A 16,536-nucleotide genomic window follows, 5' to 3' on the forward strand; every position below is an offset into this window, starting at 1 on the left:
TGTTCTTCTATAAAATGCACCGAAAATCAGCAAATTTTATGAATGACTAAAATACACTATTAAAAAATAGGTTCTTAACCGTAATCTGTACTTGACTCTAATATAAGTGTTGTTAGGCTTAGACGAATCCCGGGACACTCCTGCGGGAAAGTAAGTCAAGCAAGACCTCATAGCGAGCATGCTACTTGCCCGTGGATAGGAAGAGGGATTGGTCAGTAATCACATATTTTGGTATGGATTAACATATTATTTTCAAAAAAAAAACGGGAATGCTCACCTGTAGTAGGGAGTCATTACCGCTTCTAGTATTATGAAAGAATAATAGCATTATTTAGCACGCCAAAGTGTGGCATGATCGGTTTGAATACGTTCAATTTTTTGTAGCAACATACGTTTTTTTAACTCGCGTTCAGCAGCTTGCTCCGTCATAGAGTAAATAAAAGCTACTTCATTAGTTGAAAGTGTCTGATACTTCGCAAATAATTCTTCGATGCTTGGCAGTGGTTGACTTATAAGCTGAATATCTAACATTTCCTGTAATATTTCTTCGTACACTTCATAGGCATAATTGCCACCTACTTTTAACCCTTCATCTTCTATGCATTCATTGAAAAATACGATGCTGGGCACTTCATCTACTTCCATCTCACGTTTAATATATAAATCGCATTGAAAGGCGCGAGCAGCTTCTTTTGAGCCAAAATCAACTGTGAATTCAGCCATATCTAACTGCACTTCTTCTGCAATTTTTAGTAGTGTAGCATAGGAGTTTACATCTTGGTAATTTAGTAATACATATTCTTGCAACTTATTTAAATAACGAGCACCTGCGCGTTTGCCTTGTAGTTCAGCAGCTTTAATGGCAATCGAAGGTAACACTGGGTGGTTGATATCAAGCTCTATACCTGATATGCAGCCCTTTGTACGCGTACTCAAGGAGTTTAAAGAAGTAAGCTCTGTGCTAAGTACGAACCTCCAAGTAAAATAGTGATTATATTCAAGCTGTAACTTACGAAGCACCGCTTGCATACCGAAAGCTTCTGGACAAAGTGGATCTACGAAAATATACAATTCAATTGGCTTAATGGCAGTTGAAATAGCTGTCATAGGCTCTTGTAGCATTTGAACATTATTCACGCAATAATTCCCCCTCATCGTCATTTGAACTATTAATCATGTGATGAGCTGTTAATACTAATCGTTGATAATAAATTTCACGGAACTTACCGTCTAGGCCAATTTCGTCCATGGCTTCTGCCATGCATTCAAGCCATGCTTGAGCACGGTCAGGGGTAATAGCGAAATTCATATGACGTGCGCGCATCATAGGATGTCCATGCTCTTCAGTAAAAAGATTTGGACCACCTAGATACTGTGTTTGAAATTGAATTTGTTTTCGGGCTGTTTCTGTCAAATCTTTTGGAAAAATCGGAATAAGATCAGGGTGAAGAGCAACTCTTTTATAAAACGCATGTATGAGTTCAGAAAGCTTCTCAGCACCAAGCTCATCATATGGAACAGTATAGTTTCTACTCATAATTAGGAAGCTCCTTTATCTCTTTATATGAAGTATATCGAAAAGCTGTACAACAAGGTATAAAACCTAAATGGCTTTATGTATACTTTGAATTTATTTTAAAAATAGAATGTGTATTTCTTGTGACTGTCTTCATTCTATCAACGTCTTTTCGTTTACACAAACAAAGAGCTCGCAATTAGCTTTTACTGTAAATTAATAAAATTTACCAACAGAGGTATATTTTTTTAGAAAAAGCTGTGAGTAAAGGCATTAGCAGATTAAGCTGTATAGTAATTCATCACTTTTTGTACATAATTTTGTGTTTCTTTAAATGGTGGAATTCCTCCGTACTTTGTAACGCGAGATGGACCTGCATTGTAAGCAGCGAGCGCAAGTGTAGGTTCATTATCGAATTTATCGAGCATTTGTCGTAAATACTTGGCACCGGCCATAATGTTTTGCTCAGGATCAAAAGCATTGGATACCCCCAAATATTGGGCAGTTTTCGGCATTAGTTGCATTAAGCCTTGGGCACCGGCATGGCTGACAACTGTTGGATTGAAATTGGATTCTTGTTTCATGACTGCGGCTATTAATTTTTCAGGGACATTATGAGTAATCGATGCTTGTTTGATGATTGCTGCGTACTTGTCTGCACCAGCAAGTGATTTTTCATAAGCGGTTGTGCCGATTACATCGCCTGAAACATATGAATCTAGCTTTGTACTTGAAGAATCATTAAATTGTGAAAGTGTATCATAAACCGACGACGGTACATAGACAGCATTAGTGCCGTTGTATAGTAAAGATTGCAAAGTTTCATTATTAGCTGTTTTGGAATCACCAAGCTGATTTAAACTATTTGTTAGTCCTGCAAAATAACTAGAAAGATCTGAGGATGAAGAAAGCCCTAATAAGCTAGACATTTTTGCATTGCTAGATGTTGTAGCGTCGCTGAGTAATTCTCCAATCATATCAGAAAAAATTGAGTTACTATTGTCTGTTAGAGAGTTCGTTGATGAATCGCTTGATGAACCAAGCGTTTGAAGTGCTTGTATTTCTAGTAAAGTTCTGAGTGATTGGATATCCAAGTGATGAGTCACCCTTTCTTTGCTTGCAGCGCTTTCATGAAGCGAGCAATTTTTTTATCAGTTTTTTGTTTTTCGATACCATATTGATGTAGAAATTCGTCGAATATGATATTTCCTTTTTTTACATCATTTGATTCATATTCTACCTCATAATCGTCGCACTGCAAATAGTAAGAATGGTCAAAGACAAGAAGCCCCTCTTTATAAGGAATTTCGACACGGTCGGTAGTCAGTGAACCAAACAAAGCTAGTTTATCGATAGCGATGTTATGTGAATCCAGTCTTTTCGCTACTTCTGGTGCAAAGAAACCTTTACCTTGTAACATTTGCTCCGCTTGCTCAGCTGTAATTTCATCTGTGGTTTCTAAATGAGCATGCTCGGCAGATTTTTCTTTTAATGTACATTCGAAATAGCTTCCAATTTGTCGAATACGTAAACCACTTTTTAAAGATTTGAGTGAGTTTTCAGGCGTGTCGAAATAATGATTTGTTTGACGATGAATAGCATCTCTTGGGATTTGAAATTCTTGAAGTAACTGTTCGTATTGATGTTTAGTTATGAGATTTTTAAATTCGATTTCAAGTTGTTGTGCCATGGTTACCACCTTTTTTATAATTTTTTTTCAATTTACTTGCGCTATGCTTTTAATATTTACTGACTGCAACAAGCTATCCCATATGCTAAAATAGGAGGAAGAGTATGAACGAAAAGGGGACTCGCATGTGCGTAAAATCTATACAATAGAATCATTCAGTTATGAAAATCAGCAACTTTATTTCAGTTTAAACGACAATGAGTTGAATTTACAGCTAAAACCTGCTGCACAATTAATTGCAGATTCGGATGATTTTTCATTTATCTACTTACTAGATACAGGGGAATTTTATCAATATTTACGATTCCCACCAACAATTTGGACTGAACTTGTACATATTTTACAAACAAAGCAAAATCCAATGTTACAAGTAGGAACAGTGGTACTTGAACTTACAAATTTCTACGAAGAATTGGAAATGCTCGTGTATAATATTGAAGGGAATTATAACTATGGGTCGGAATTTGTCCAAGCAGTGGAAAAACACTTTAAGGCGGTTCTAGCTGACTAATTAGTACAGTAACGGAAGCCCTCCGTTTTATTTGTACGCCGATGTCGGGAGGTTTTAACGATGGGACAATGGGAGATTTTTTTAAGTCCATACAAACAAGCTGTGGATGAATTAAAAATAAAATTAAAAGGAATGCGTTCGCAATTTGGCATTGTCAATGCAAACTCACCAATTGAATTTGTTACAGGTCGAGTAAAGCCGCTTGCAAGCATTTACGATAAAACATTAGAAAAGGGTTTAGCGTTTGAGCCTTCAAAGCAATTAGGTGACGAACTTGGAGATATTGCGGGCTTACGTATTATGTGCCAATTTGTGGATGATATTGCCACAGTTTCTGAGCTAATAAGGCAACGAAAAGATATGCGTGTCGTTGAAGAACGTGACTATATTACACATAGCAAGCCGAGTGGTTACCGTTCGCATCATATGATTGTGGAATACCCAGTTGAAACGATTCAAGGTAAAAAGATGGTACTAGCAGAAATTCAAATTCGTACATTAGCAATGAATTTCTGGGCGTCAATTGAGCATTCATTAAACTATAAATATAAAGGGATGTTCCCAGAAGAGATTAAAAATCGTCTGCAAAGTGCAGCAGAGGCAGCCTTTCGTTTAGATGAAGAAATGTCTTCAATTCGCAGTGAAATCCAGGAAGCGCAAGCGTATTTCAATGAATTTAAAGAAGCCTCGAATCCTAATTTATTATCAGAGAAGGAGCGTGACGCACAATGAAATTTTCCATTCAATCACGTAGAGATGAACAATCGAACGAATTAATGGAGCTAGCAAAAACGTATTTACAGGATTTTGGGTTAACATATGATGAAGAATGTCCAGAAATCGTCGTATCGATAGGAGGAGATGGTACGTTACTACATGCCTTCCACCGCTATTTACATCTCCTTGACCAAGTTGCCTTTGTTGGTATTCATACCGGGCATTTAGGGTTTTATGCGGACTGGAAGCCTTCGGAATTGGAAAAGCTTGTTTTGTCGATTGCAAAAAAAGACTTTAATGTTGTGGAATACCCACTATTAGAAGTAAAGGTAGAGCATCATAATACCGAATCCAATACGTATCTCGCTTTAAACGAAGCAACTGTAAAATCGCCAGATGTAACGCTTGTAATGGATGTTGAATTAAACGGCAATCAGTTCGAACGCTTCCGCGGTGATGGACTTTGTGTATCAACGCCATCTGGCAGTACTGCATATAACAAAGCACTTGGTGGTGCCATTATTCACCCAACTTTAGCTGCATTGCAAATAACGGAAATAGCTTCGATCAATAACCGTGTGTTTCGAACAGTTGGATCGCCACTTATCTTGCCTGCACATCATCACTGTGTGCTACGACCAGTAAACGATCAAAACTTTACTATGACTGTCGACCATCTTCAAGTAACAGAAAAAAATGTGAAATCTATTTCCTTTAATGTAGCTAATGAAAAGGTACGTTTTGCACGTTTCCGGCCATTCCCGTTCTGGGAACGCGTGCATGAATCCTTCGTAGCAAATGAGTAAAATGGATCAACGGTTTACACTACGATTTACGGCAACGAAAGAAGGGCAATTGCTACGTGAGGCATTAAGTGAATGGCGTATATCCAAGCGTGCCTTAACAGCTATTAAATTCGAAGGTGGTTTACTGACAGTTAATGGTCTGGAACGAAATGTGCGGCATCCATTACAAATCGGTGATATAGTCGAAGTCAAATTTCCACCTGAAGAAAAAAGTGAAGGACTTGTTGTCGAATATGGCTTGCTTCGTATTATATACGAGGATGAAGCGATTTTAGTGCTTGATAAGCCAGCTCATCAAAGCACGATCCCTTCACGTGAGCATCCAACACAAAGTATTGCAAATAATGTATGTGGCTATTTTGAGCAGCAAGGTTTAGCTTCGACTGTTCATGTGGTGACAAGACTAGATCGTGATACATCGGGATTACTTTGTATTGCCAAGCATGCACATATTCATCATTTAACAGGACTCGCACAGCGCGGCGGAGAAATTTCTCGGGAATATGAAGCAATTGTTCATGGACATGTTGTTTTGGATAAACAATCGATCATTGCACCTATCGGACGTAAGGAAACGAGTATAATTGAGCGAGAGGTTCGGGAAGATGGACAATTTGCACATACTGATGTCAAGGTACTTAGTCGTTTTAACATTCAAGGTGAGCCAATGTCACATGTTCGCTTGAAGCTATATACAGGGCGCACACATCAAATTCGTGTACATATGGTACATCTAGGGCATTCACTTGTTGGGGATGAATTATATGGCGGTAGCCGGATGTACATCAATCGACAAGCACTACACTGTGTATCTTTGCAAATGCTTCATCCATTAAGTGGTGAATATTTACAATTTTCAAGTCCGTTAATGGATGATATGCAACGTTTATTAAACAATTGAAGGAGAGATGTTCGTGTAAACCGAGCATCTCTTTATTGTTTTCAATAGTGTTTTAACGGAAAATTAGACGAGTGTAGGGTATAGTAAAGTAAAAGGTGTGTCTAATCAATTATGTCGATTAATTTTATGTGAACTTTTATGAGAGTTTGTTCAAAGAACCTGTTGATTTCCGTTGCAGGTGGACGCTTTCCAGGGGGCGAGCCTTTAGCTGCTTCGTCGCTTTCGCGCAGAGAATATTTGCTGAATGAAAATAAAAAGAGTTTGCAGAAACAGTAGGTGCGCACTATTATATAAAAGGTAGATTTACGCGGTAGTACGTAAATTTTAATTTAATGCTCGGAAGGAGGGGACAAGCATGATAGAGGAAAGAAATGAAAAGGATGAAGTACAATTCGACGAGGCACATTTACGAGAGATGCTCGTAGCACATGATATTGACGCATTTCGCAATGAGTTTTTAGAGCTCCATCCATATGATCAGGCAACGTTTTATGAAAAGGTGGAGCCTGACATAAGGAAAATAATCTATACGTTCTTGTCTCCAACAGAAATGGCTGACATTTTCGAGGCAATTGAAATAGACGATAGTGAGTATAAAGAATTTTTAAATGAGATGGATACAGCTTATGGGGCAGAAATGTTATCACAAATGTATGCCGATGATGCTGCTGATGTTTTAAATGAATTAGATACAGAACAACGTGAAAGTTATTTAGAAATGATGGACGTTGAAACAGCTGACGAAATTAATGAGCTGTTAAGTTATGCTGAGTACACTGCAGGTTCGATTATGACGACGGAATATGTTGCCATTCCAGAAAATTCTACAGTGCGCTCAGCAATGGCGATTTTACGTAAGGAAGCACCCAATGCTGAAACAATTTATTATATTTTCGTGGTCGATGAAAAACATCGTCTAACAGGTGTTATTTCATTACGTGATTTAATTATTGCCGATGAGGATACGCTCATTCGTTCAATTATGAATGAACGTGTTGTTATGGTCCATGCGGGCGATGACCAAGAAGAAGTCGCACAAATTATGAAAGACTATAACTTCTTGGCAACACCAGTAATCGATAACACAGGTGAATTACTAGGGATTATAACGGTCGATGATATTATCGACGTTATTGACGACGAGGCATCGGAGGACTACTCAAAATTAGCGGGTATTTCCGATATGGATACATTTGATACAAGTCCGTGGCAAGCAGCTAAAAAACGTTTGCCGTGGCTCGTGATTTTATTGTTTTTAGGAATGCTTACAGCGAATTTAATGGGGCAATTTGAGGATACGCTAGATAAAGTGGCATTACTTGCAGTATTTATACCACTCATTTCAGGTACTTCAGGAAATAGTGGTACACAGGCGCTAGCCGTAGCCATTCGTGGGCTTGCAACGGGGGATGTCGAAGAGCATAGCAAGGTTAAGTTACTCATTCGCGAAGCGGGCACTGGCCTAATGACAGGTATTGTGTGTGGCATCATAGTGATTGGCATTGTTTATGTTTGGAAACATGAGCTTATTCTTGGCATGCTTGTAGGTGCTGCTATCTGTGGTTCTATTTTAGTGGCAACACTTGCGGGCTCATTCATTCCATTACTTATGCACCGTTTGAAAATTGACCCTGCTGTAGCATCTGGCCCTTTTATTACGACATTAAACGATATTACGAGTATTTTAATTTATTTAGGCTTGGCAACTATATTTCTTAGCCAAATAGGTTGAGCACCATAATTCTCTCTTTTGCATATCGTAGGGAAAAAGGGAGTGAAAATTGTGGAGCATGAGCCTCTATTATTTATTAAATCACCGTCTTATTATTTAGATATTCCTAAGTCATTAGAAGAGGATGATATGGAAGAAAGTACATCTGTATTTGTAAAAGACAGTTATGTAAATGAGTCGAAAAATGTGCAAATACATGAACAGAGTGATGAGCCAATAAATGAGTATTTACTGAAACAGCTACAATTTTTAGAGAAGCCATTTCGACAAAGAGTGTATCAACCATTATTAGTATGTTTAAAAGATGGAAGAAAGTTAGCGGGAACTGCATCAGATGTACAGAATGATTCATTATTGCTTACTTCTGTAGAATTACAAACACAGGAAACTATTCATATTGAAGATGTTCAACAAATCTTATGGCGAGGAAAAAAATTGCCAATATGAGAACAAACGTTAAAGTGCTCTGTCATCCACTACTTTTGCCTGATGGAGCAGACCTTGACCTCGAGGAAGTAGAACTTTTACCTATTCTACAACTATGCCCTAGTTTATCTACAACTAGAAAAACTATAATTTCTTTCATGATAAAAAAAGCGTACAGCAGAAGATGCTGTACGTTTTTCTTTTTGTTTTTTGTAGTGTGTCAAAGGAGAAAGTGATTAATTACAAATATTTAAATCAACGTCTGCGATACATTGTACTGCGCAGAAGCAAGATAAATCGACCGTAATGCAACTTTCTGTAGACTGCCAATGTTTAACGTCGCAGAGTTTGCCCATATCGATACAGCAACCATCATCGCCTAATAAATCCACAGTTTTGTGATGATGATCCTCTGGTTCTAAAACACGTAGAGTAGCGCAGCAATCATCAAACATATCCTCTACTCTGAAAAATACTGAAGTACAAAAATCTGATTCTCCGTGTTTTGTTTTAAAGAATGCTTTGAACGGAGAGCCATCATTTGTGAGCAACATAAATACACGAGTATCTGCATGATTTCGAGACGGACTCATTATCCCACCAAGTGGCTCTAAGAAACAGTTAGCTGTACATGGTGAACACTCATCACGTACGGCTTGATTTTGAATGTCAAGAATGGCACGAACTACGTCACAAACGCAACCTGAATTTCTTGACCCATTAGGGTTTGTTGTTTTACCACAACCCATTTTTTTTCACCACCTCTCCTTGTTACTACTTCTACAATATGTGTTTTTCAAATCGGGAATCGGGCTTTTGCGTATATGGACGAATGAATAGTTTTTTTTATGTATGGTGAAACTGTGAAGAAAAGGAGGGTGAGCGTGTGAAGAAATTACAAACAGTACTACTTCTATTATTAAGTATTTCTATTATTAGTGGTTGTACGGATAAAGAAAAATTCATTGTATATGGTTCGCCACAAAATGAGGAAGAATTAAAAGCCGTATTAAAAGAAGAAGATTACGTTGAAAAAACAACAGTTATTCAGCATGATGATAAAATGCTCGTTACTGTGCAGATTAAACCTTGGGATAAGTGGAAGAAGGCTAAGTTAGAAAAGAAACTTCAAAAGAAATTTGATGAGCTGTATCCAGATAAAGAAGTGTTCGTCTCAGCCGACTATAAAATTTACTATGAGGCTAATAAAGTGAAAAAAGATGGGCTTGAAGATGAGGAAATTAGCGACAAAATAAAGGAATTGAAGAAACTCGCAAAGGAGGAAGCCTAATGGAAAAAGAGCAATATCAACAATTAGAACAACAGGTGACACCTAAGCCACCATACTTAAAAAATATAGTGAAGGCATTTTTTGTGGGTGGAATTATTTGCACAATCGGACAGGCTGTCTCTCTTTTTTATATGACTTTTTTTAATTTTACGGAACAAACGGCTGGTAATCCAACTGTGGCAACAATGGTGTTTTTTGCAATGATCTTGACAGGGCTAGGACTATATAAAAAGATTGGCCAATTTGGAGGTGCAGGTTCTGCGGTGCCTGTCACAGGATTTGGAAATGCAGTGATTTCAGCCGCTATTGAACATAAATCAGAAGGTTATGTACTTGGCGTTGGAGGAAATTTATTTAAATTAGCAGGATCAGTTGTGTTATTCGGTGTTGTCTCGGCATTTTTCGTCGCCCTCATTAAGTATATTCTCGTGACGTTAGGAGTGGTCTCATGGTAATTATTTTTCAAACAAAGCCCTCTATATTAGCGGGAGGTGTTGTCGCAGGCCCACTCGAAAAACGTAGTACATTTAGTCAATATTTTGATGCGATTTCGGAGGATGAACGCTGGCAAATGAAAACGAATGAGCAGGGTCACCGAAAAATGATTCAAGAAGCCTGCGAAATTGCAATGAAGAAAGCGGGCGTTAAAAATTTAGAAGTCGACTTCTTTTTAGGTGGCGATTTGATCAATCAAATGACACCAACAAATTTTGCGGCACGAGAGTTAGCTATCTCTTTTATTGGCTTATTTTCAGCATGTGCTACTTCGGTTTCTTCCGTTATTATTGCAAGCCTTTTAACAGAGCTTGGTGCGTCGAATTTCTCGATAGCGGGCGCTTCCAGCCAACATAATGCGGTTGAACGGCAATTTCGATATCCGGTTAATTACGGAGCGCAGAAGCCGGCGACAGCGCAATGGACAGTAACAGCTGCTGGTTTTGCGCTAATTGGCAAGCATAATGATAATTTACCAAGTATTGAAGCAGCAACTATTGGAAAAGTAATTGATTTTGGTATGGATGATCCATTTCATATGGGGGCAGCAATGGCTCCAGCCGCTTTTCAGACGATTCAATCACATTTAGAGAAAAGAAAACAGAAGTTTTACAATTATGATTTGATACTAACTGGTGATTTAGGACAGCTTGGTTTAAAGCTGTTAAAAGGAATGTTCGCTGAAAGTGGAGTGAAACAAGAGGAGCTAACTCTTATACGAGATGCTGGTACAGAGTTCTATGGACAAGATGAGGCTTTTCAATCAGGGGCAAGTGGTGCTGGATGTTCGGCCGCTGTCTTCTACAGCTATATAGACCAAATGATGCGGGCAGGGCGCTATAAAAGGGTGTTGCTTGTTGCAACGGGTGCATTGCTTTCGCCTCTGTCTTATCAACAAGGAGAGACCATTCCATGTACAGCACATGCAATTGAAATTACAATGAAATGAGGTAAGAGTTATGATGATGTCATTTGTATTCGCATTTATTGTTGGGGGCATTATTTGTGTAATTGGTCAGTTATTAATGGATGTAGGAAATCTAACACCTGCACATACATTAAGTTTTTTAGTCGTTGCAGGAGCCGTTTTAGATGGTATGGGCTTGTATGAACCACTCATACATTTCGCAGGTGCCGGTGCAACAGTTCCGATTACATCATTCGGCAATGCCTTAACACACGGAGCAATGGCAGAGGCTGAAAAGCACGGATTAGTTGGCGTGCTTTCTGGAATGTTTGAAGTTACAAGTTCAGGTATTAGTGCAGCAATTGTTTTTGGCTTTATCGGTGCATTATTTTTCAAACCAAAAGGAAATGTTGATTAGACGAATAGCCCCTCTCAATTCTTTGCCTGTTCATATTATAGGTTAAAGAAGGGAGGGGTACTTTTATGGGAGGATATCAAGGTTGGGGTTCACAACAATACGGTGGAAATGTTGGTGGTACTAACAGCTGGAACAATAACTATTGCGGAGGCAATTACAATAATACTGGCTACGGTTCAACATTTGTATTAATCGTTGTGCTATTTATTTTACTTATTATTGTCGGTGCTACTTTCGTATATTAAGGAGGGAGGATATGCAACGCTCATTTTTTAATTCAATCGAAAAAAAAACTGGTGTATCGATGGAAGAAATTTTCGCACTAGCAAATGCTATACAACATGCGGATTTTAAAAATGAAAAACAGGTAAGAAAAATCGTGCGTCGAGTTGGTAAAATTTCGAATAGAGATATAAGCAAGGAGCTTGAAGATAAAATAGTGAATTCTATTTTACAAGATGGCGATTCATTAGATTTAGATAAAATCACAAAAATGATGAAATAATTAAAAGGTGTTACGTTGATGCAAAAGCATCTTCGTAACACCTTTTTTGTTAAATTAATTTCTCCATTGCACGATGCGGAATATCAGCATCCATAAATTCTGGCGACGTTACATTATAGCCGAGCTTTTCATAAAAAGGAATTGCGTAGCTTTGTGCATGCAGTATTAATTTTTTTATTTGGATGGTAATGGCGTATTTCTCTATTTCTTTCATGATTAGGGCACCTAGTTTTTTGCCACGCTGTGATTGTAAAATACTTACTCGTTCAATTTTAGCAATATTGTCTTCTATAATACGAAGGCGAGCAGCACCAACGGCTTTTTTCCCTTCATACATTATAAAATGCGTCGCCATTGCATCGTACTCATCATATTCTAGATGGAGAGGGATGCCCTGTTCTTCTACAAAAACTTTTGTACGAACAGCAAAAGCATCATCATGTTCTTTTTTTGTATCAACAACCTTTACTAAATACAAAGGTCATTCAGCTCCAGTCAATCGGAACGTTTCGTATGTTGTCCATGAACCGTCTTCCAATTGGTACACCAGGTGAATCCGATCAATGATATCTTGCTCGTCAACACCGATCATACGCAATTGGGCGAAGATGTCGTCGTGTTCAGAATCTGTCATTTTTTGAGCAATTGTAATATGTGGAACGTAAGTATGTTTTTCCGATCCAAAAGGGATTTTTTCACTTATCTCTTTATGGAATAATGCTAATTGCTCCGTTAGCTCAATGCGGAAATAAATTGCATTTGTTGCTGGGAAAAACGAACTAATGCGTGACGCATGGATTTTCAGTGGTGCATGTTTTGACGTGAGCTCATCTAATTGTTGAACAATCTTTTTAATATCATCGTCACTTGCATCAAAACTGTCCTTTAACGTCATATGCGGTGTAATCAGTGCAAAATGCGGGTCATAACGCTTGCGATACGTATTTGCCAAGTCTTGCAGTTTTTTTGATGGAAACGCAACAATACCGTACTTCATAGTCCATTACCTCCCGAAAATAAACAGTTTTTCTATTTAAGTATATCAGAAATTACGTTACACGTAATTTGAATCGACCATTATTAATTGAAATTTTCAATTAACGCGCGTCTTAAATCAGGTTTCCAATATTTCCATGTATGATTACCATCAAATTCATCATAAAATGTAGAGAAACCTTTACTAAGCATCAAGTTGTGAAGCTTACGATTCGGCGTTAAAAAGTCTTTAATCGTTTTATCCATTGTAATGACTTTGTTTTCATCTTTACCAATAATGTGATAAATCGAAATATCAGCAGGGTTTTTAAATTGCTCTACCGCTTTTAGCACGTCTTCATCCACATAGGGGGATTGTAAAATTACCTTACCGAAAATATTTGGATACTTTAGTGCAGCCATTAAGGAAGCGGTTGCAGCCAAAGAGTCACCAATTACCCCACGGCCCATTCCCATCTGATATGTTGAATATTCTCGGTCTAAATATGGAACAAGTTCATGTGCTAAAAAGCGTAAATAAGCTTCATGCTGTTCGCCGCTCGGTATATATTTATGACGGCGATCCTTAATATCTTTATATGGTACAAATGCGATAATTAAATTTTCGATTTCGTAGTCATCAATTAGTTCATCTGCAAGTTTTGTAATTCCGCCTAATTGAAAGTAATCCTTGCCATCTGATGCGATTAAAATATTATATTTATATAGTGGAGAATAGTTAGCAGGTATGTAAATATATAAATCTAATGTCTCCTGCAATGCTTCACTATAAAACTTTAAATCCTGTACAGTACCCTTGTCCAACGATGACACTCCTTCATAATGATATGTAACAAAATTGTATCATATTACAAAAGTCAGGGTATAATAAGTTTTGACGTTTGACCGCTAGAAATTCACTAGCAATAAAAATAGGAATGAGGTTTAGTTATGCATGATAAAAGCATTCGCGTGCATTCTGATGAAGTTGCTAAAGCTACCAAAGCTGCATTACTTCGTCGTGGTGTAACAAAAGAAGATATTGCTGAAATTGTTTATGAAATGCAAAATCCTTATAATGATGGATTAACACTAGAGCATTGTGTTCATTCTGTTGAGCGTGTACTGCGTAAACGTGAAGTACAACATGCGGTTCTAGTAGGAATTGAATTAGATGAACTAGCAGAGAAAAAATTATTATCTGCTCCACTTCAACAAATTATTGAATCTGACGAAGGGCTATTTGGTGTAGATGAAACGATTGCACTTGGATCTGTTTTTACATACGGTAGCATTGCAGTAACAACTTTCGGTCATTTAGACAAACAAAAAATAGGTATCATTAAGAAACTTGATACAGAGCCAGGTCTTCATGTAAATACATTCTTAGATGATTTAGTTGCAAGTATTGCTGCTTCTGCTGCTTCTCGTATCGCACATCGTATGCGCGATTTAGAAGAAGAAGGAGTAACGTTTGCGGATATTGAGCCAGAGGAACTTGGACCAAAACAGAAACCCCATAATGAAATTTAAGATTATATCGATAAGATGCTGTCTGCTGAGTATATTACAATACTGAGTAGACAGTTTTATTTTTATCAAAATTAAGGATAAGTCCCAATTTCTTTAAGTGTCAGGATGAAAGCCTGTATAGTAATTTATTCAGGGATGCCAAAAGTTGAAAAATTAGTGGAATTCAGGCTCGTGTCATAGATGTTTTTTTGCGTAAAAACAAAGGGACCTATACAATTAAGCCGAGGTGAAATTGATAAATTAAGAGATATTATGGTACTATTATTGTAGTAAATGCTAAAGTTTATGAGGGACAAGTCATATGAAAATGTAAGATATAAAAACATTGATAACAAGCGGAACGGTTATTCTGGCTGTTGCGCTGTATATGATTTTTGGTAGAACACCTACGGAAGAAAATGAAATTACGATCTCCAATCAGCAAAGTATTATTTCTATTGCGAACGTTGAAGAGAGAACAGGCAATGAACGTTTTCCTGGTGACTATAGGAAAGCCTATGACGGGTTATCACTATAAAACTGTACACAAAAATTATGTACACATTAATTTAAAGAAATATTGATTTAACAATGATTACGAACGAAATATAAAAATAAGTATGTACATGTTAAAAATTTATTAGTTATAGAATTTCCCTATATCTGATTGGATTTTATTCATAAAAATATGTACATAATAACTGGTGTAAAATAATAACGGACATAGTAATGATGAACAAATATCACTTAATATTATATTTATTAGGATCTTCGGTTTTTGAAACTGAAGATTTTTTAATTGAAAACGCTAATTCAATTAAAGAGAAATTCTTTAAAAGAAAATCAATCAAATTAATTGTGATATTAGAGAACTTTATTGATAATAGATTTTATTAGTCCAGTAATAAATGCTAACTAGGAGAGAGGTACTGAAAATGAAGGAAAAAGATATTAAGACATTAATTACGAGTGGAACAGTTATTTTTGCTTTTGTATTATATTTGATATTCAAATAAATTTAAGATCTTCAGTTTTATTTAACTGAGGATTTTTAGTTTTATGAAAAGGTGTAAATTAGAAAGTAGGGTATTCATTTGAAAAAAATCTTTTTTGCTTTAGTCTTTTCTGCACTGGTTTTGAGTGCATGTACGGGAGAAACTAGTACGAATATTATTGAGACTGAAAATATAGAAAGTCTCGTATCTTCAACAAAAGAAAATGCTGAAAAATACGACGTGAGTAAGTTTGAAGAGTATGAATTACAAGATATAATTGACGGCGACACAATAAGAATAAAATATAATGGTAGCTCAGAAAAGGTTCGTCTGCTTCTTGTAGATACCCCTGAAACTAATCATGAGACGTTAGGGGAGCAACCATATGGACCAGAAGCTAAAGAGTTTGCTAAGCAACTATTAGCCGGTCAAGATTCGGTCTATTTAGAATTTGACGTTTCTTATCGTGATAAATATAAAAGATTATTAGCTTATGTTTACACGAAAGATGGTATCAGTATTCAAGAGCAATTATTGAAAAACGGATTAGCACGTGTCGCTTATATTTATGAGCCAAATACGAAGCATGTAGATTGGTTCAATTCAATTCAAAAAACTGCACAAAATTCAGCAACAGGTATTTGGTCAGTTGAAGATTATGTAACGAATCGTGGCTATGACAAAGAGGTTTATTATGCTGCTACAAAAGAAAGTAATGATGCGTCTAGTACGGAAAATGACAAATCTAATACTGCTAACGATAATAACAGTTGTGTAATTAAAGGTAATATCAATTCAAAGGGTAATAAAATCTATCATACGCCTGGTCAGCGTGATTATGAAAATACAGTAGCAGAAGAAATGTTCTGTACTAAAGAAGAAGCAGAGGCAGCTGGGTTTATTCCAGCTAAGCAATAGATTTTAATATATTTTGAATTATAAAAACGAACAAGAGCGCATGTTCTTGTTCGTTTTTTATATAAGCTGTTTTCGAAAAGGTTGTTGCTATTCAACTCCCATGAGAGAATGTAATAATCTTTCATTTTCTGTGGTGTAGCGTTGATTTTATACGACATTGATGGCTAATGGGTGCATTAGTGGGTGCGAAACGTTCCTGGTTCAAATGAAATGTGGTCACA

At 37.0% G+C, this 16,536-nt stretch carries 23 protein-coding genes; 15 read left to right on the forward strand and 8 right to left on the reverse strand.

Features of this window, described 5'->3' with window-relative positions; genetic code table 11:
• Positions 1-327: 327 nt before the first annotated feature.
• From AEA09_RS18505 to AEA09_RS18520, 4 genes are all read right to left on the reverse strand, one after another.
• Positions 328-1,137 (reverse strand): DsbA family protein, encoded by an 810-nt coding sequence (locus AEA09_RS18505; RefSeq protein WP_053585426.1) that lies wholly within the window; start codon positions 1,135-1,137, stop codon positions 328-330.
• Entirely contained in the window at positions 1,130-1,537 is a 408-nt protein-coding gene (locus AEA09_RS18510) for a globin domain-containing protein (RefSeq protein WP_053585427.1), read from the reverse strand. Before AEA09_RS18510 ends, AEA09_RS18505 begins: the two co-directional genes overlap by 8 nt.
• A 260-nt stretch (positions 1,538-1,797) precedes the next feature.
• Entirely contained in the window at positions 1,798-2,610 is an 813-nt protein-coding gene (locus AEA09_RS18515) for a lytic transglycosylase domain-containing protein (protein ID WP_053585428.1), read from the reverse strand.
• Between the two features lie 8 nt (positions 2,611-2,618).
• Positions 2,619-3,206 (reverse strand): CYTH domain-containing protein, encoded by a 588-nt coding sequence (locus AEA09_RS18520; RefSeq protein ID WP_053585429.1) that lies wholly within the window; start codon positions 3,204-3,206, stop codon positions 2,619-2,621.
• A gap of 127 nt (positions 3,207-3,333) precedes the next feature.
• Here AEA09_RS18520 and AEA09_RS18525 point away from each other — a divergent pair, with 127 nt between their 5' ends.
• From AEA09_RS18525 to AEA09_RS18550, 6 genes are all read left to right on the forward strand, one after another.
• Complete coding sequence (locus tag AEA09_RS18525) at positions 3,334-3,717, forward strand: UPF0738 family protein (RefSeq protein WP_053585430.1); 384 nt, start codon at positions 3,334-3,336, stop codon at positions 3,715-3,717.
• Between the two features lie 60 nt (positions 3,718-3,777).
• Positions 3,778-4,449, forward strand: a complete 672-nt coding sequence (gene yjbM, locus AEA09_RS18530; RefSeq protein WP_053585431.1) for a GTP diphosphokinase — start codon at positions 3,778-3,780, stop codon at positions 4,447-4,449.
• Entirely contained in the window at positions 4,446-5,240 is a 795-nt protein-coding gene (locus tag AEA09_RS18535; protein ID WP_053585432.1) for an NAD kinase, read from the forward strand. The genes yjbM and AEA09_RS18535 overlap by 4 nt, the downstream gene beginning before the upstream one ends.
• Before the next feature lies 1 nt (position 5,241).
• Positions 5,242-6,141, forward strand: a complete 900-nt coding sequence (locus AEA09_RS18540) for an RluA family pseudouridine synthase (protein WP_053585433.1) — start codon at positions 5,242-5,244, stop codon at positions 6,139-6,141.
• Between the two features lie 355 nt (positions 6,142-6,496).
• Positions 6,497-7,873: a magnesium transporter gene (gene mgtE, locus AEA09_RS18545; protein WP_053585434.1), complete on the forward strand. Its 1,377-nt coding sequence runs from the start codon at positions 6,497-6,499 to the stop codon at positions 7,871-7,873.
• 51 nt (positions 7,874-7,924) lie between these two features.
• Entirely contained in the window at positions 7,925-8,320 is a 396-nt protein-coding gene (locus AEA09_RS18550; protein ID WP_053585435.1) for a hypothetical protein, read from the forward strand.
• A gap of 215 nt (positions 8,321-8,535) precedes the next feature.
• Here AEA09_RS18550 and AEA09_RS18555 read toward each other — a convergent pair whose 3' ends face one another.
• Positions 8,536-9,048, reverse strand: coding sequence for a CotY/CotZ family spore coat protein (locus AEA09_RS18555; protein ID WP_053585436.1), 513 nt, complete (start codon positions 9,046-9,048; stop codon positions 8,536-8,538).
• Positions 9,049-9,185: 137 nt separating this feature from the next.
• Between AEA09_RS18555 and AEA09_RS18560 the strand changes: the two genes are divergently transcribed.
• The 6 genes from AEA09_RS18560 to AEA09_RS18585 all read left to right on the forward strand — a co-directional run bounded on the left by AEA09_RS18560 (position 9,186) and on the right by AEA09_RS18585 (position 11,915).
• Positions 9,186-9,590, forward strand: coding sequence for a YhcN/YlaJ family sporulation lipoprotein (locus AEA09_RS18560; RefSeq protein ID WP_053585437.1), 405 nt, complete (start codon positions 9,186-9,188; stop codon positions 9,588-9,590).
• A complete protein-coding gene (spoVAC, locus tag AEA09_RS18565) occupies positions 9,590-10,045 on the forward strand; it encodes a stage V sporulation protein AC (protein WP_053585438.1) in 456 nt (151 codons plus the stop codon). Before AEA09_RS18560 ends, spoVAC begins: the two co-directional genes overlap by 1 nt.
• Positions 10,039-11,034 (forward strand): stage V sporulation protein AD, encoded by a 996-nt coding sequence (locus AEA09_RS18570; RefSeq protein WP_053585439.1) that lies wholly within the window; start codon positions 10,039-10,041, stop codon positions 11,032-11,034. The genes spoVAC and AEA09_RS18570 overlap by 7 nt, the downstream gene beginning before the upstream one ends.
• Before the next feature lie 10 nt (positions 11,035-11,044).
• Complete coding sequence (spoVAE, locus tag AEA09_RS18575) at positions 11,045-11,410, forward strand: stage V sporulation protein AE (RefSeq protein ID WP_053585440.1); 366 nt, start codon at positions 11,045-11,047, stop codon at positions 11,408-11,410.
• A 65-nt stretch (positions 11,411-11,475) separates the two neighbouring features.
• The gene (locus AEA09_RS18580; protein ID WP_053585441.1) at positions 11,476-11,655 is read left to right on the forward strand and encodes a YjcZ family sporulation protein; all 180 of its coding nucleotides are present in this window, start codon (positions 11,476-11,478) and stop codon (positions 11,653-11,655) included.
• An 11-nt stretch (positions 11,656-11,666) separates the two neighbouring features.
• Positions 11,667-11,915, forward strand: a complete 249-nt coding sequence (locus AEA09_RS18585) for a stage VI sporulation protein F (protein ID WP_053585442.1) — start codon at positions 11,667-11,669, stop codon at positions 11,913-11,915.
• Positions 11,916-11,964: 49 nt separating this feature from the next.
• Here the strand turns inward: AEA09_RS18585 and AEA09_RS18590 are convergent, their stop codons facing one another.
• The 3 genes from AEA09_RS18590 to AEA09_RS18600 form a co-directional block, all read right to left on the reverse strand.
• Positions 11,965-12,393, reverse strand: a complete 429-nt coding sequence (locus AEA09_RS18590; RefSeq protein WP_053585443.1) for a GNAT family N-acetyltransferase — start codon at positions 12,391-12,393, stop codon at positions 11,965-11,967.
• A gap of 3 nt (positions 12,394-12,396) precedes the next feature.
• On the reverse strand, positions 12,397-12,912 hold the full coding sequence (locus AEA09_RS18595) for a 2'-5' RNA ligase family protein (protein WP_053585444.1): 516 nt from the start codon (positions 12,910-12,912) through the stop codon (positions 12,397-12,399).
• Positions 12,913-12,995: 83 nt separating this feature from the next.
• Positions 12,996-13,715 carry an alpha/beta hydrolase gene (locus tag AEA09_RS18600; RefSeq protein WP_053585445.1) on the reverse strand — a complete coding sequence of 240 codons (720 nt, stop codon included), beginning with the start codon at positions 13,713-13,715 and terminating at the stop codon, positions 12,996-12,998.
• A 126-nt stretch (positions 13,716-13,841) separates the two neighbouring features.
• Here AEA09_RS18600 and AEA09_RS18605 point away from each other — a divergent pair, with 126 nt between their 5' ends.
• From AEA09_RS18605 to AEA09_RS18615, 3 genes are all read left to right on the forward strand, one after another.
• Positions 13,842-14,423 carry a phosphatidylglycerophosphatase A family protein gene (locus AEA09_RS18605; RefSeq protein ID WP_053585446.1) on the forward strand — a complete coding sequence of 194 codons (582 nt, stop codon included), beginning with the start codon at positions 13,842-13,844 and terminating at the stop codon, positions 14,421-14,423.
• A gap of 325 nt (positions 14,424-14,748) precedes the next feature.
• On the forward strand, positions 14,749-14,940 hold the full coding sequence (locus AEA09_RS18610) for a hypothetical protein (RefSeq protein WP_053585447.1): 192 nt from the start codon (positions 14,749-14,751) through the stop codon (positions 14,938-14,940).
• 556 nt (positions 14,941-15,496) lie between these two features.
• On the forward strand, positions 15,497-16,315 hold the full coding sequence (locus tag AEA09_RS18615) for a thermonuclease family protein (protein ID WP_053585448.1): 819 nt from the start codon (positions 15,497-15,499) through the stop codon (positions 16,313-16,315).
• The last annotated feature ends 221 nt before the right edge of the window (positions 16,316-16,536 follow it).

The organism is Lysinibacillus contaminans, from assembly GCF_001278945.1.
In the GTDB taxonomy this organism is placed as follows: domain Bacteria; phylum Bacillota; class Bacilli; order Bacillales_A; family Planococcaceae; genus Lysinibacillus; species Lysinibacillus contaminans.